Genomic DNA, 15481 nt, shown 5'->3' with positions numbered 1-15481 from the left:
ATCGACCACCCAGTCGCCGCCTTCGATTTTGACCATATTGGCGCCGGCGCGCATCACAGTTGCCGCATTTTCAAAGGCCTGTTCCGGGGTGGCATACGCCATAAACGGCAGATCGGAAAGTAGCAGGCAGGCGGGCGCACCCCGGCGCACGGCGCGGGTATGGTAAGCAATATCCTCGACCGTGACCGGCAGAGTAGAATCATGTCCTTGTACCGTCATCCCTAACGAGTCTCCGACCAGCATGACGTTGATCCCTTCTTCGGCAAACAGTTTTGCGAAGCTGTAGTCATACGCGGTGATAGTGGCGAAGCGTTTCTTTTCCTGTTTGCATTTCTGCAATAAGGAGATGGTAGTTGGTTTCATACTGTTTCCTGATGGCCCAAAAGCGGATCTTTGCGCATTCTAACAGTAACATTCGAGGGAACAATGATTTTAGGCAATCGATTAACCATATTTGACACATGGCTAATCGGGGGTGACACGGGATTACCAGCGGACCGGTTTTTCCGCGTTGAGGCTTTGCAGAACGGCGTTCAGCGAGGTGCCGTCAGGGAAGGTGAGATCGGGGGCGACTTCAAACAGCGGCCAGAGCATAAACCCACGGTTTTTCATGTCATAGTGCGGAACGGTGAGGCGCTCGGTGTTAATCACCTTGTGGCCGAAAAGCATAATATCGAGGTCGAGCGTGCGCGGTCCCCAGCGTTCGGCTTTACGTACGCGACCCTGCTGTAGCTCAATACGCTGGGTATTATCCAGCAGCGTTTCTGCGTCAAGGGCTGTTTCCAGCACCACGGCAGTGTTCAGATAATCAGGCTGATCCTGCGGGCCGAGCGGGGGCGTACGGTAAAAGGAGGAGACCGCCACGATATGGCTTTGCGGGATCTCCCCCAGCGCCTGAACGGCAGCGTTAACCTGCTCAAGCGGAGAGGCCAGATTGCTGCCGATGGCAATATACGCAAGGGTCATGCTGTGCCTTCACGACGCGGCGCGCGCTTGCGCGGGCGACGGTGACGACGGCGCGGTGCCGGCTCGTCATCGAGATCCGTGAGCATATCTTTTTGCTCCGGTGGTGCAGAGACCTGAAATTCTCCCCACCACTGCGCCAGGCGCTGTAGCTCCTGGTTTCTTTCGACTTCAGCACGCAGAGAGAGCAAATCGAACGCGGCGCGGAACTTAGGATGCTCCATCAGTTTCCAGGCACGTTTACCCTGACGGCGGGACATACGCAGCTGAAGCTGCCAGATATCACGCACCAGCGTGGTAATACGTTTCGGGATCGCCAGCGTGCGACAGCCTTCGTCCAGCACGTCGTTTGCCGCCAGCGCGAACGCATCATAATAGGCGAGGCCGCTCTCCTGGGTAATGCGCTGCGCCGTTTCCAGCAGCGGATACCAGAACATGGCCGCGAACAGGAACGCCGGATTCACGCGCATATCGTTATGAATACGGGTATCCGTGTTCTTCAGCACCAGTGCAATCATCCGCTCCATTGCGCTGTCACCGTTTTCGGTGAAGTAGCGGGTAATGGTCGGGAACAGCGGCTGGAACAGGTTGTATTCACGCAGCAAATTGTAGGTTTCAAACCCGTAGCCTGCCTGGAGCAGCTTTAACGACTCCTCAAACAGACGGGCAGGGGGGACGTCGTTAATCAGCGTCGCCAGGCGCGGGATCGGCTCTGCGGTTTCCGGGCTGATACGCATGTTTAGCTTGGCGGCGAAACGCACGGCGCGCAGCATCCGGACCGGATCTTCGCGATAGCGCGTTTCCGGCGTGCCGATCAGGCGAATCAGGCCGTCTTTCAGATCCTGCATACCGCCGACGTAATCGCGCACGGTAAAATCCGCCACGCTGTAGTAAAGGCTGTTGATGGTGAAATCGCGACGCTGAGCATCTTCTTCAATAGAGCCAAAGATGTTGTCGCGCAGCAGCATGCCGTTTTGGCCGCGCTGGGAAGTTGTGCGATCGTTGATGCCCGCTTCGTGGTGACCGCGGAAGGTCGCCACTTCAATAATTTCCGGCCCAAACATCACGTGCGCCAGACGGAAACGGCGGCCAACCAGACGGCAGTTGCGGAATAATTTACGCACCTGTTCAGGCGTGGCGCTGGTCGTCACGTCGAAATCTTTTGGTTTTTTGCCCAGCAGTAAATCGCGCACCCCGCCGCCGACGAGATAGGCCTCGTAGCCTGCTTTATTCAGACGATAGAGCACCTTGAGGGCATTTTCACTGATATCTTTGCGGGAAATATTGTGCTGCTCACGCGGAATGACCGACATGTGTGGCTGTGCAATAGCATCATTCGCCATGCTCTCTTCGCGGCTCAGCACTTTACGGCAAAAATTAGCGACTCGGGTAAAAATAGTACACCTCGTAGTGTGTTTTGTTATCAAAAAAGCGGCTAATCATAGCTCAGCGCAACGCATTTGAGAATGCTGGATTTTTGGCACGGCCATAAGCGTCCAGTCAGCAATGGCCGTTTTCAGCAATTCATCCAGACTCAGATCCTGCCATTCCTGCGTTACATTCTGGTTGAGAAATCGCAGCGCGTCGATCAATACCGGGCGCGGATCGCCGTCAGGCAGCGCCGGGGCATGATTCTGTTTTGACAGCTTACTCCCCTGTTCATTGACCGCCAGCGGCAGATGAATGTAATCCGGCACCGTCCAGCCAAACTGCTGGTAAAGCGATATTTGCCGCACGGTAGGCTCAACCAAATCCGCCCCACGCACGATTTCCGTGACGCCCTGGAAATGGTCATCGACAACCACCGCCAGGTTATAGGCAAACAAGCCATCACGACGGTGAATAATAAAATCTTCACGCGCCAGACGATCATCCGCCTGAATGGTTCCTGAGAGGACATCGGTAAACTGCGTCACCGGAGCGCGCTGTAACAGCCGTACGGCGGCATTCTCAGGGCCGTTGTGCCGCCGCGTACGGCAGTGGCCGTCGTAAACGCCACCCACGCTCTGAATTCGCGCACGCGTGCAGGTGCAGTTATAGGAAAGGCCCTGTTCAGCAAGCCACGCCAGACGTTCACGGTAGGCATCATGGCGTTGAGACTGCCAGAGTACGTCGCCGTCCCAGTGAAGACCGTAATGTTCCAGCTGACGCAGAATAGTTTCTGCCGCACCGGGAACTTCACGCGGAGGATCGATATCTTCAATGCGAACCAGCCATTTACCCTGACGGGCGCGAGCCTGTAGGTAGCTGCCGAGCGCGGCAATTAATGAGCCGAAGTGTAATTCACCGGAGGGAGATGGCGCAAAGCGCCCGATATAGTGAGATTCAGACATATCAACGGTAACAAGGCGGGAGAAACTCCCGCCTTAGCAGAGTAGTGAGAGGGAAGGCGTTAGCCAGCCATCTGTTTTTCGCGGATTTCTGCCAGCGTTTTACAGTCGATGCACAGATCGGCTGTTGGACGCGCTTCCAGACGACGAATACCGATTTCAACACCGCAGGATTCGCAGTAGCCAAAATCTTCGTCCTCGACCTTTTTCAGCGTTTTCTCGATCTTTTTGATCAGTTTGCGCTCGCGGTCACGGTTACGCAGTTCGAGGCTGAACTCTTCTTCCTGAGCGGCACGGTCGACCGGATCCGGGAAGTTAGCAGCTTCATCCTGCATATGTGTAACGGTGCGATCGACTTCATCCCTGAGTTGATTACGCCATGCTTCAAGAATACGCTTGAAGTGCGACAGCTGGGCTTCGTTCATATACTCTTCGCCCGGCTTCTCTTGATACGGCTCCACCCCAGCGATGGCGAGAATACTCAGGGACGATGTTTTACGGTTTTGCCCTTCTTGCATGTTGCTTCTCCTTAACACGCACTATCGATCCCCGTGTTGGGGGAAAAATCAGGTCGCTATAAATAGCAGATGCTTTTCCGTATGGCAATTATCTAAACGTAACACTTGACAACCCTGTGAGGAAAAGCGTATTTGCGCACGCGGCCAGAACACTTATTAGTCAATCGTCTAATCCCTTATAGGACAATGGGAAGAGAGGATCTCAGAGTCATATTATCGGCAGAAAGTTCCGCTTTATAAGCGAAAATCTCTACCCCCTGCTTTTGTGCCTCATTCAACAATTGCGCGTATTTAGGATCAATATGACGGGCCGGGGAAAACCGTTCAATGGCTGAATGCAGAACCGCAAACAGCAACACGGCGCGCTTGCCCGCCGCCGCTACACTCATTAGCTCCCGCAGATGCTTCTGGCCACGTAGCGTTACCGCATCCGGAAAGAAGCCGTTTTCCTCTTCCGCTAACGTCACTGATTTCACTTCAATATAGCACTCAGGGCGGTCTTCCGCCTGTAACATAAAATCAATTCTGCTGCCTTCATCGCCATATTTCACTTCGCTTTTTTGCGTGCCGTAACCCACCAGTTCAGGAAGGATTCCATTTGTCAGGGCTTCCTTAACCAGCTGATTTGCGCGCAGGGTATTAACGCAAATAAATGCCCCGCTTTGCGTCTCGGTCATTTCCCAGGTATGAGGATATTTGCGTTTAGTATTTTCTGATGTGGAATACCAGACCGTGTCACCCGGCGTGGCGCAACCGGTCATGGCGCCGGTGTTAGGACAATGCAGCGTGAGCGTTTCGCCCTCAGGCGTGATCACGTCAGCGAGAAAGCGTTTGTAACGCAGGATCAGCGTGGCGGGCTGGAGTGCAGGGCTAAACTTCATCAGGATTCCTTAACGTGTCGCCCAGCGACCAGCGCTGGAGCGGAGTGTAGCGGGTGCGTCCTTGTACAAAGGCAGATTCGTACAGCGCAAATTCATTCACCTGAAAAGACCAGTGAAAGCCCGGTGGCGGGATGGCAACAGCCTGACCCGCATCGCGCAGCAGGGTAATGTGGGGATGAAACGGCTGCGGGCTCTGATAACAGCCGCTGCGCGCGGCCTGTGCCCGCAGCATGTTGGCGAGCTGGAGCAGTCCGCGAGGGGGCTGCCGCGTCCCCAGCCAGACCACCCGAGAGCGCAGCCATTGCCCGGCATCGTCAAGATGCAGCGTAAAACCCGGCTGAGAAATGCGTCCGGCCATTGCGCTTAACGCGCGCTGCTTTTCTGCGCTCACCTCGCCAAGAAAAGCTAACGTCAGGTGCATATTGGCGGCGACGACAGGGCGGCCCGCTTTCGCGGGGAAGTGGCTGGCGCGCCAGCGAACAATTTGCCGTTGAAGCGTGGTGGGTAATTCAATGGCGAAGAATAGCCGTTTTGACTCAGACATGCGCAAGACTCGGTAATGATATGCGCCGATGCTACAATGTACGCCGATTAATGTTAACCCTCTGGAGCCGTAAGTGTCCTCTTTGCCCGTCGCCGTCGTCCTTCCTGAGCTACTCGCAGCCTTAGAACATGCGCCACAGGTTTTGCTCAGCGCGCCCACCGGAGCGGGTAAATCCACCTGGCTGCCCCTGCAAATTCTGCGCGAGGGGAGCATCAGCGGGAAAATTATCCTGCTGGAACCGCGCAGGCTGGCGGCGCGCAATGTGGCGCAGCGCCTGGCGGAACTGCTGAATGAAAAACCGGGCGAGACGGTAGGGTACCGGATGCGCGGCGAAACCTGCATTGGCCCGTCTACGCGGCTGGAGGTGGTAACTGAAGGCATTCTCACCCGTATGCTGCAAAACGATCCGGAGCTGAGCGGCGTCGGGCTGGTGATCCTTGATGAATTTCACGAGCGCAGCCTCCAGGCCGATCTGGCCCTTGCGCTGCTGCTCGACGTTCAGCAGGGGCTGCGCGACGACCTTCGGCTGCTGATTATGTCGGCGACGCTGGATAACGAGCGGCTCCGGCAGACGCTCCCTGACGCGCCGATGATCTCCTCTGAAGGGCGTGCGTTCCCGGTCGAGCGCCGCTATCAGCCGCTGCCTGCCCATCAGCGTTTTGACGAAGCCGTTGCCATCGCCACCGCCGAATTGCTCCGTCAGGAACCCGGCTCGCTGCTGCTGTTTTTACCCGGCGTAGGCGAAATCCAGCGCGTACAGGAGCAGCTGGCATCCCGGGTGAGCAGTGACGTTATGCTGTGCCCGCTCTACGGCGCGCTGCATTTGGCTGACCAGCGCAAGGCGATCCTTCCCACACCGGCGGGGCAGCGCAAAGTGGTACTGGCGACCAATATCGCCGAAACCAGTTTGACCATCGAAGGCATTCGCCTGGTGGTGGACAGTACGCAGGAGAGGGTGGCCAGTTTTGATCCGCGTACCGGGCTGACCAGGCTACTGACGCAGCGCATCAGCCAGGCCTCAATGGTGCAGCGCGCAGGCCGAGCAGGGCGTCTTGAGCCGGGTATTTGCCTGCATTTAACCAGCGCCGAGCAGGCGGAGCGTGCGGCATTGCAGAGTACGCCTGAGATTTTACAAAGCGATCTCTCCGGGCTGGTAATGGATCTGATGCAGTGGGGCTGCCCGGACCCTGACCAGCTCACCTGGCTTAATCCTCCGCCTGTTGTGAACCTTTCCGCCGCGCGCAGCCTGCTGACCCAGCTTGGCGCGCTGGAAGGCGAGCGACTGACGGCGCGCGGCCAGAAGATGGCGGCGCTGGGCAACGATCCGCGTCTGGCTACGATGCTGGTGGCAGCACAGGGCGACGATGAAATTGCCACGGCGGCAAAACTGGCGGCTATTCTTGAGGAGCCGCCGCGCGGTGGCAGCAGCGATCTGGGACAGGCCTTTTCACGCCATCAGGGAAACTGGCAACAGCGCGCGCAGCAGTTGTGTCACCGCCTGAAGAGCCGGGGAGGATCGCCTGACAGCGATAAAGTTATCCCTCTTCTGGCCCAGGCCTTCCCGGACAGAATCGTGCGCCGTCGCGGGCTTGATGGTCGTTATCAACTGGCAAATGGGATGGGCGCGATGCTGGACAGCGATGATGCTCTGACGCGTCATGAATGGCTGATCGCGCCGCTCTTACTCCAGGGCAGTCACTCCCCGGATGCGCGCATCTTGCAGGCGGTTGCCGTAGATATTGACGCCCTGACGCGTGCCTGCCCGCAGCTGCTTCAGCAATCTGACGTTGTCGAATGGGATGATGCCCAGGGCACGCTGAAGGCGTTCCGTCGTAGCCAGATTGGCAAACTGACGCTCGGGACAAAACCGCTGGCTAAGCCGTCGGAGGAAGAGTTACACCAGGCGATGCTGAACGGCATTCGGGAAAAAGGGCTGAGCGTATTGAACTGGACGCCTGAGGCTGAACAATATCGTATACGTCTGCACTGCGCCGCGAAGTGGCTGCCGGAACAGGGGTGGCCAGCGGTGGATGATGAGACGCTGCTCGCGACGCTTGAACAGTGGTTGTTGCCGCAGATGAGCGGCGTACACTCCCTGCGCACCCTTAAGGCGCTTGATGTTAAGGCAGCGTTACAGAATTTACTGGACTGGTCGTTACGTCAACGTCTGGATAGTGAACTGCCTGGGCATTACACTGTGCCAACCGGGAGCCGGATTGCCATTCGTTATCATGAGGATAATCCGCCAGCGCTGGCGGTTCGGATGCAGGAGATGTTTGGTGAGGCCACCACGCCGTCCATCGCTGAAGGGCGCGTGCCGTTAGTGCTTGAGCTGCTTTCGCCTGCGCATCGTCCCTTGCAGATCACCCGCGATCTGGGTGCGTTCTGGGCGGGGAGCTATCGTGAAGTGCAGAAAGAGATGAAGGGGCGATATCCCAAACACGTCTGGCCGGACGATCCGGCGAATACCGCGCCGACACGGCGCACGAAGAAATATTCGTAATGGGGAAAGTGCGGCCTGATGCCCTCACCCCGGCCCTCTCCCACAGGGAGAGGGAGAAAACACTAAAGACTTTCCTGTCAGGAAAGTCTTGCTGTTTATTTTGAGAGATTTCTTCTTTCACTGACCTGTGCAAGATAAGAAAATCTGGCCTTTGCGCCTGAATGTTGCGGAGAAAAAGCATGGCGGGGAATGACCGCGAGCCAATAGGACGTAAGGGAAAGCCGACGCGTCCGGCGAAAGAAAAGGTAAGCCGTCGTCGCCTCAGAGATGAGGAGTATGACGATGACTATGAAGACGATTATGAGGATGAAGAACCGATGCCGCGTAAAGGGAAAGGCAAAGGGCGTAAGCCTCGTGGTAAGCGCGGCTGGTTCTGGCTGCTGCTGAAGCTGTTTATTGTTTTTGTTGTCCTGATCGCGATTTACGGCGTTTATCTGGATCAGAAGATCCGCAGCCGTATCGACGGGAAAGTCTGGCAATTGCCTGCGGCAGTGTACGGCCGCATGGTGAACCTTGAGCCGGACATGTCCATCAGCAAGAATGAGATGGTGAAGCTGCTGCAAGCCACGCAGTATCGTCAGGTCACGAAAATGACCCGTCCGGGTGAATTTACCGTCCAGGCGAAAAGCATTGAGATGATCCGCCGTCCGTTCGACTTCCCGGACAGTAAAGAGGGGCAGGTGCGCGCGCGTCTGACCTTTGACGGCGATCGCCTGGAAACCATTGAGAACATGGATAACGATCGCCAGTTCGGTTTCTTCCGTCTCGATCCGCGTCTCATCACCATGCTGTCGTCCGCAAACGGCGAACAGCGCCTGTTCGTGGCGCGTAACGGCTTCCCGGATCTGCTGGTGGATACCCTGCTGGCAACCGAAGACCGCCACTTCTACGAGCACGACGGGATTAGCCTCTACTCCATTGGTCGTGCGGTACTGGCTAACCTGACCGCGGGGCGTACGGTGCAGGGGGCGAGTACCCTGACCCAGCAGCTGGTGAAAAACCTGTTCCTCTCCAGCGAGCGCTCTTACTGGCGTAAAGCCAACGAAGCGTACATGGCCGTGCTGATGGATGCGCGCTACAGCAAGGATCGTATTCTTGAGCTGTACATGAACGAGGTGTACCTCGGTCAGAGCGGCGATAACGAGATCCGCGGCTTCCCGCTGGCGAGCCTGTACTACTTTGGCCGTCCGGTAGAAGAGCTGAGCCTTGACCAGCAGGCGCTGCTGGTGGGCATGGTAAAAGGCGCGTCGATCTACAACCCGTGGCGTAACCCGAAACTGGCGCTGGAGCGTCGTAACCTGGTGCTGCGTCTGCTGCAACAACAGCAGGTGATTGACCAGGAGCTGTACGACATGCTGAGCGCGCGTCCGCTGGGCGTTCAGCCGCGCGGTGGGGTAATCTCTCCGCAGCCTGCCTTTATGCAGATGGTACGTCAGGAGTTGCAGTCTAAGCTCGGAGATAAAGTGAAAGATCTCTCCGGGGTGAAGATCTTCACCACCTTTGACTCCGTGGCGCAGGATGCGGCAGAAAAAGCGGCGGTTGAAGGTATTCCGGTTCTGAAGAAGCAGCGTAAGCTGAGCGATCTGGAAACCGCGATGGTGGTAGTTGATCGCAACACCGGCGAAGTTCGCGCCATGGTGGGCGGCGCCGAGCCGCAGTATGCGGGCTATAACCGCGCGATGCAGGCGCGTCGTTCGATTGGTTCACTGGCAAAACCGGCGACCTATCTGACCGCGCTGAGCCAGCCGAATCTCTATCGACTGAACACCTGGATTGCCGATGCGCCAATCTCCCTGCGCCAGCCTAACGGCCAGGTGTGGTCTCCGCAGAACGATGATAAGCAGTTCAGCGGCCAGGTGATGCTGGTGGATGCGTTAACCCGCTCGATGAACGTGCCGACTGTTAACCTCGGCATGGCGCTGGGCCTCCCCGCCATCACCGACACCTGGCAGAAGCTGGGCGTACCGAAAGATCAGCTGCACCCTGTGCCAGCGATGATCCTGGGGGCGCTTAACCTGACGCCAATCGAAGTGGCCCAGGCGTTCCAGACCATCGCCAGCGGTGGTAACCGAGCGCCGCTTTCCGCCCTGCGTTCGGTGATTGCCGAAGATGGCTCCGTGCTGTATCAGAGCTTCCCGCAGGCGGAGCGCGCTGTTCCGGCGCAGGCGGCCTATATGACGCTGTGGACCATGCAGCAGGTGGTCCAGCGCGGTACCGGGCGTCAGCTGGGGGCGAAGTATCCTGGTCTGCATCTGGCAGGTAAAACCGGGACTACCAACAACAACGTCGATACCTGGTTCGCCGGTATTGATGGCCGTGAAGTGGTGATCACCTGGGTGGGCCGCGATAACAACCAGCCGACCAAACTGTATGGTGCGAGCGGCGCGATGTCGATTTACCAGCGCTATCTGGCCAATCAGTCTCCGGTGCCGCTGAACCTCGTTGCCCCGGAAGATATCGTCGATATGGGCGTGGACAGCTCGGGTAACTTCATCTGTGGCGGCGGCGTGCGTTCGCTGCCGGTCTGGACGACCAACCCGGATGCGCTGTGCCAGCAAAGCCAGCCAGAAGAACCGACAGGTAACCCGTTCGATCAGTTTTCTCAGCCTCAGCAGCCGCAGCAGCAACAGCCGCAGCAGCAGAACGAGAAGAAAGACAGCGACGGCGTCGCCGGCTGGATCAAGGATATGTTCGGCGGCAACTAGCCCTTATGACACCCCCTTCCCTGGAAGGGGGTATTTTTTCACCTCAGCAACTCATTTCCTTAACCCTGTTTTCAATCCTTATTAACGACCCGTTTTCCGTTGATTATTTCTTAAACCCTCAATTCTTGTAGGGCCGCATATCGCTTGCTATGCCGTCAGCGTTTCGCATATTATTCTGCGGTCATAATAATAATTCTCGTTTACGTTATCATTCACCTTTTTCATCAGAGATCCATCATGGCGCTTTCCAATACTGCTCAGCCAATTAACACGTCGCTGCGTAAAATCGCAGCCGTCGTAGCCACAGCGGTTGCCGGCATGTCTGCTTATGCACAAGCCGCTGAAACCCCCAAGAAAGAAGAAACCATCACCGTGACTGCCGCACCGGCTGCACAGGAAAGTGCCTGGGGTCCTGCACCGACGATTGCGGCAAAACGCACTGCAACGGCGACGAAAACCGATACACCCATTGAGAAAACCCCGCAGTCTATTTCTGTTGTGACTCGTGAAGAGATGGACATGAAACAGCCGGGGACGGTTAAACAGGCCCTGGCCTACACCCCAAGCGTTTTCGCAACGCGCGGCGCCTCAACAACTTACGATGTGGTTTCGATTCGTGGTTTCACGACCTCCAGCACCGTGAATACCAACCAGTATCTGGATGGTATGAAGTTGCAGGGAGACAACTACTCTGAAGCGTCGATGGACCCATACTTCCTTGAGCGCGTAGAGCTGCTGCGTGGCCCGACGTCTGTACTGTATGGCAAAAGCCATCCGGGCGGCGTAGTGAGTATGGTCAGCAAGCGTCCAACCACGGAACCGTTGAAAGAAATTCAGTTCAAAATGGGGACGGATAACCTCTGGCAGACGGGGTTTGATTTCAGCGACGCGATTGACGATGACGGCGTGTGGTCCTACCGTCTGACCGGTCTGGGACGTAGTGAGAACGCGCAGCAGGAAATGGTGAAATCTACTCGTTACGCGATTGCGCCGTCTTTCAGCTGGCGTCCTGATGATAAAACCGATTTCACCTTCCTGAGCAACTTCCAGAGCGATCCGGATGCGGGTTACTACGGCTGGCTGCCACGTGAAGGTACCGTTGTGCCTTACTATGATGCTAACGGAAAAGCGCACAAACTGCCGACCGACTTCAACGAAGGTGATGAAGACAATAAGATCTCCCGTCGTCAGAAAATGGTGGGTTACAGCTTCGCGCATGAATTCAACGACACCTTCACCGTGCGTCAGAACCTGCGTTATACCAAAATCAACACGCTGTACCGTTCAGTTTACGGTAACGGCTATATCGCCCCGGCCCAGATCAGCCGTGCCTACGTGCGCTCAGATGAAGATCTCAACTCGTTCACGGTTGATACACAGCTCCAGTCGAAATTCGCGACCGGCGCCGTTGACCATACCCTGCTGACGGGAGTGGATTACCTTCGTATGCGAAATGACATTGATGCTGACTACGGCACCGCCGATCCGATCAGCATGAACAATCCTCAGCACGGCAATGCGAACGTCAATGTGAACTTCCCGTATGCCATGCTCAATCGTCAGGAGCAGACCGGGCTCTATGCGCAGGATCAGGCTGAATGGGATAAGTGGGTACTCACCTTGGGTGGCCGCTATGACTTTGCGAAAACGTCTGCCTTTAACCGTAATAACGGAACCACCGCGGAAATTAACGATCAGGCATTTACCTGGCGCGGGGGGATTAACTACCTGTTCGACAACGGGATTACACCATACTTCAGCTACAGTGAATCTTTCGAACCGCTCTCTGGCACTACTCAGGGTGGTAAACCGTTCGATCCGGCGCGTGGCAAGCAGTATGAAGCGGGCGTGAAGTATGTTCCAAAAGATCTGCCTGTTGTAGTGACGGCAGCGGTATACCAGCTGACCAAGAACAATAACCTGACCGCCGATCCGGCGAACCCGACCAGCGGCTTTAGCGTGCAGGGCGGTGAAATTCGCTCCCGTGGCTTTGAGCTGGAAGCGAAAGCGGCGGTGTCGGCTAACGTGAACGTGACGGCGGCCTACAGCTACACCGATGCGGAATACACCCACGATACCTGGTATGAAGGTCGTCGTCCGGCAGAAGTACCGCGCAACATGGCATCACTGTGGGCGGATTACACCTTCCACGAGACGGCGCTAAGTGGCCTGACCGTTGGTGCGGGTGCTCGCTACATCGGTAACACGGTGACGTACTACTCCTCAGCGTCGCCTAAAGCCTATGAGTCCTTTAACGTCGCGGGTTATGCCCTGGCGGATGCGACCGTGAAATACGATCTGGCGCGCTTCGGTCTGCCGGGCTCTTCCGTCGGCGTCAACGTGAACAACATCTTTGATCGTGAATACGTCTCCAGCTGCTACAGCGAGTATGCATGCTACTGGGGAGCAGGACGCCAGGTTGTTGCCACGGCGACCTTCCGCTTCTAACCTCTTTATGGGCACGGTTCGCCGTGCCCTTTTTATTTAAGTTGGCTGACATGCAGGATACTAAAACGCAATCCGACTCCACCTTCACGCTCAACAATCTCTCCTTTCGCGTACCCGGGCGCACCTTGCTGCATCCGCTCTCTTTGACGTTTCCCGCAGGTAAAGTGACCGGTTTAATCGGGCACAATGGTTCCGGTAAATCGACGCTGCTGAAGATGCTGGGCCGTCATCAGCCGCCGTCCGAGGGCGACATTCTGCTGGATGACCAGCCGCTGGCGAGCTGGAGCAGTAAGGCCTTTGCCCGCAAGGTGGCCTATCTGCCGCAGCAGTTGCCGCAGGCGGAGGGGATGACGGTGCGCGAGCTGGTGGCGATTGGACGTTATCCGTGGCACGGTGCGCTCGGGCGTTTTGGCGTTGCTGACAGAGAGAAAGTGGAAGAGGCGATCGCGCTGGTTGGGTTAAAACCGCTGGCGCACCGTCTGGTGGATAGCCTGTCCGGTGGCGAGCGTCAGCGCGCATGGATCGCAATGCTGGTGGCGCAGGACAGCCGCTGCCTGCTGCTCGACGAACCCACTTCAGCGCTGGATATTGCTCATCAGGTTGACGTCCTGGCGCTGGTGCATCGCTTAAGCCAGCAGCGCGGCCTGACGGTGATTGCCGTTCTGCATGATATCAACATGGCGGCACGCTACTGCGACTATCTGGTAGCGCTGCGCGGCGGTGAAATGATCGCTCAGGGTACGCCTGCCGAACTGATGCGCAGCGAAACGCTGGAACATATCTACGGTATTCCTATGGGCATTCTGCCTCACCCGGCCGGGGCTGCACCCGTGAGCTTTGTCTACTGATGCTGGATCCAACATTACTTAGCCGCCGTCGCCTGCTAACGGCCATGGCGCTCTCACCGCTGCTGTTAAAGATGGGCCCGGCCCGCGCTGCCGCAGTCGATCCGCACCGCATCGTGGCGCTGGAGTGGTTGCCCGTCGAACTGATGATGGCGCTGGGCGTGACGCCTTACGGCGTGGCCGATATTCCCAACTACACCCTGTGGGTGAATGAGCCAAAACTGCCAGACTCCGTCATCGACATCGGTCTGCGTACGGAGCCGAACCTTGAGCTTCTCACCCAGATGAAACCGTCTTATTTATTCTGGTCTGCGGGGTATGGCCCGTCGGAAGAGACCATGGCGAAGATTGCGCCCGGACGGGGCTTTTCCTTTAGCGACGGTAAAAAGCCGCTGACCATGGCAAAAAATTCCATCCACGAGATGGCGCAGTTCCTCAACCGTGAGGCTGAGGCGAAAAAACATCTCGATGAATTTGATGCGCTGATTGATTCCCTTAAGCCGCGCTTTGCCCACCGTGGCGATCGGCCTTTGCTGATGGTGACCCTGCTGGATGCCCGCCATATGCTGGTCTTTGGAAATAACTGTCTGTTCCAGGAAGTACTCGACAGCTTTGGCATTCGCAATGCCTGGGAAGGCGAGATGACATTCTGGGGCAGTACCGCCGTGGGGATTGACCGCCTGGCGGCGTTTCGTGATGTGGACGTGCTGTGCTTTGACCACGGCAATGAGCGCGAAATGCAAACCCTGATGGCGACTCCGCTCTGGCAGGCAATGCCGTTCGTCCGCGAGCAGCGCTTCCTGCGCGCGCCAGCGGTATGGTTCTACGGCGCGACGCTGTCGGCCATGCATTTTGCCCGCGTTCTGGACAATGCACTGGGAGGCAAGGCATGAGCACGCGTATGGCCCGTTTCCCGATGTTACTGTTAGCGCTCATTTTTCTGGCTGCCCTGGCATTAACCGGCTTTAACCTGACCACGGCGTTACCGCGCGATCAGTGGGCAGCCGCGTTTGCCGCACCGGATATCGACAATATTCAGCAAATGCTGTTCCACTACAGCCTGCTGCCGCGTCTGGCTATCTCCCTGCTGGTCGGGGCGGGACTGGGACTGGTGGGCGTACTGTTTCAGCAGGTGCTACGTAACCCGCTGGCGGAGCCAACCACGCTGGGCGTGGCGACGGGGGCTCAGCTGGGGATCACCATCACCACGCTCTGGACCCTGCCGGGAGCGTTAACCTCGCAGTTTGCCGCGCTGGCAGGTGCATGCGTGGTCGGTGCGCTGGTCTTTGGCGTAGCCTGGGGAAAACGTCTCTCACCGGTCACGCTGATCCTCGCGGGGCTGGTCGTCAGCCTCTACTGTGGGGCGATCAACCAGCTGCTGGTGCTGTTTCACCACGACCAGCTGCAAAGCATGTTTATGTGGAGTACCGGCACGCTCACCCAGACCGACTGGAGTATCGTCCAGCGTCTGTGGCCGCAGCTGTTCGGCGGCGTAGTGCTGACGCTGCTGCTGCTGCGTCCGCTCACGCTGATGGGCCTCGATGACGGCGTGGCGCGCAATCTCGGGCTGGCGCTGTCGCTGGCCCGTCTGGCGGCCCTGACCCTGGCGATTGTGCTGAGCGCGTTACTGGTTAACGCCGTCGGCATCATCGGTTTTATCGGCCTGTTTGCGCCATTGCTGGCAAAAATGCTCGGCGCGCGCCGTCTGCTGGCGCGTCTGATGCTGGCGCCGCTGATTGGTGCG

At 57.4% G+C, this 15481-nt stretch carries 13 protein-coding genes; 6 read left to right on the top strand and 7 right to left on the bottom strand.

Translation table 11 applies throughout. The annotated features are described in order from the left end of the window. The 7 genes from HP459_RS13925 to thpR form a co-directional block, all read right to left on the bottom strand. On the bottom strand, positions 1 to 363 hold a 363-nt coding region (locus HP459_RS13925; protein ID WP_171936354.1), incomplete at its 3' end, for a 3-methyl-2-oxobutanoate hydroxymethyltransferase. A 123-nt stretch (positions 364 to 486) separates the two neighbouring features. Further along, the gene (gene folK / locus HP459_RS13920) at positions 487 to 966 is read right to left on the bottom strand and encodes a 2-amino-4-hydroxy-6-hydroxymethyldihydropteridine diphosphokinase (protein ID WP_171936353.1); all 480 of its coding nucleotides are present in this window, start codon (positions 964 to 966) and stop codon (positions 487 to 489) included. Continuing rightward, on the bottom strand, positions 963 to 2360 hold the full coding sequence (gene pcnB, locus HP459_RS13915; RefSeq protein WP_367671004.1) for a polynucleotide adenylyltransferase PcnB: 1398 nt from the start codon (positions 2358 to 2360) through the stop codon (positions 963 to 965). The genes folK and pcnB overlap by 4 nt, the downstream gene beginning before the upstream one ends. A 42-nt stretch (positions 2361 to 2402) precedes the next feature. Beyond that, positions 2403 to 3296 (bottom strand): tRNA glutamyl-Q(34) synthetase GluQRS, encoded by an 894-nt coding sequence (gene gluQRS, locus HP459_RS13910; RefSeq protein ID WP_171936352.1) that lies wholly within the window; start codon positions 3294 to 3296, stop codon positions 2403 to 2405. Between the two features lie 59 nt (positions 3297 to 3355). After that, positions 3356 to 3811 (bottom strand): RNA polymerase-binding protein DksA, encoded by a 456-nt coding sequence (dksA, locus tag HP459_RS13905; protein WP_001155232.1) that lies wholly within the window; start codon positions 3809 to 3811, stop codon positions 3356 to 3358. Positions 3812 to 3987: 176 nt separating this feature from the next. Further along, positions 3988 to 4692: a DNA/RNA nuclease SfsA gene (gene sfsA, locus HP459_RS13900; protein ID WP_171936351.1), complete on the bottom strand. Its 705-nt coding sequence runs from the start codon at positions 4690 to 4692 to the stop codon at positions 3988 to 3990. Beyond that, the gene (gene thpR / locus HP459_RS13895) at positions 4682 to 5236 is read right to left on the bottom strand and encodes an RNA 2',3'-cyclic phosphodiesterase (protein WP_023299354.1); all 555 of its coding nucleotides are present in this window, start codon (positions 5234 to 5236) and stop codon (positions 4682 to 4684) included. Before thpR ends, sfsA begins: the two co-directional genes overlap by 11 nt. A 73-nt stretch (positions 5237 to 5309) precedes the next feature. On the opposite strand from thpR, the gene hrpB reads away from it, so the two are divergent. From hrpB to HP459_RS13865, 6 genes are all read left to right on the top strand, one after another. Continuing rightward, positions 5310 to 7739 (top strand): ATP-dependent helicase HrpB, encoded by a 2430-nt coding sequence (gene hrpB, locus HP459_RS13890; RefSeq protein WP_171936350.1) that lies wholly within the window; start codon positions 5310 to 5312, stop codon positions 7737 to 7739. A 179-nt stretch (positions 7740 to 7918) separates the two neighbouring features. Beyond that, positions 7919 to 10444, top strand: a complete 2526-nt coding sequence (gene mrcB, locus HP459_RS13885; protein WP_171936349.1) for a bifunctional glycosyl transferase/transpeptidase — start codon at positions 7919 to 7921, stop codon at positions 10442 to 10444. 237 nt (positions 10445 to 10681) lie between these two features. Next, entirely contained in the window at positions 10682 to 12892 is a 2211-nt protein-coding gene (fhuA, locus tag HP459_RS13880) for a ferrichrome porin FhuA (RefSeq protein ID WP_023299357.1), read from the top strand. Positions 12893 to 12942: 50 nt separating this feature from the next. After that, a complete protein-coding gene (gene fhuC, locus HP459_RS13875; RefSeq protein ID WP_022647093.1) occupies positions 12943 to 13740 on the top strand; it encodes a Fe3+-hydroxamate ABC transporter ATP-binding protein FhuC in 798 nt (265 codons plus the stop codon). Continuing rightward, the gene (fhuD, locus tag HP459_RS13870) at positions 13740 to 14630 is read left to right on the top strand and encodes a Fe(3+)-hydroxamate ABC transporter substrate-binding protein FhuD (protein WP_171936348.1); all 891 of its coding nucleotides are present in this window, start codon (positions 13740 to 13742) and stop codon (positions 14628 to 14630) included. The genes fhuC and fhuD overlap by 1 nt, the downstream gene beginning before the upstream one ends. After that, positions 14627 to 15481, top strand: an 855-nt coding sequence (locus HP459_RS13865; RefSeq protein WP_171936347.1) for an iron chelate uptake ABC transporter family permease subunit, incomplete at its 3' end; no start/stop codon positions are given. The genes fhuD and HP459_RS13865, both read left to right, overlap by 4 nt.

The sequence above is a fragment of the Enterobacter sp. CM29 genome (assembly GCF_013179605.1).
Lineage (GTDB): Bacteria > Pseudomonadota > Gammaproteobacteria > Enterobacterales > Enterobacteriaceae > Enterobacter > Enterobacter intestinihominis.
This window is presented reverse-complemented; position numbering and strand designations above follow the sequence as displayed.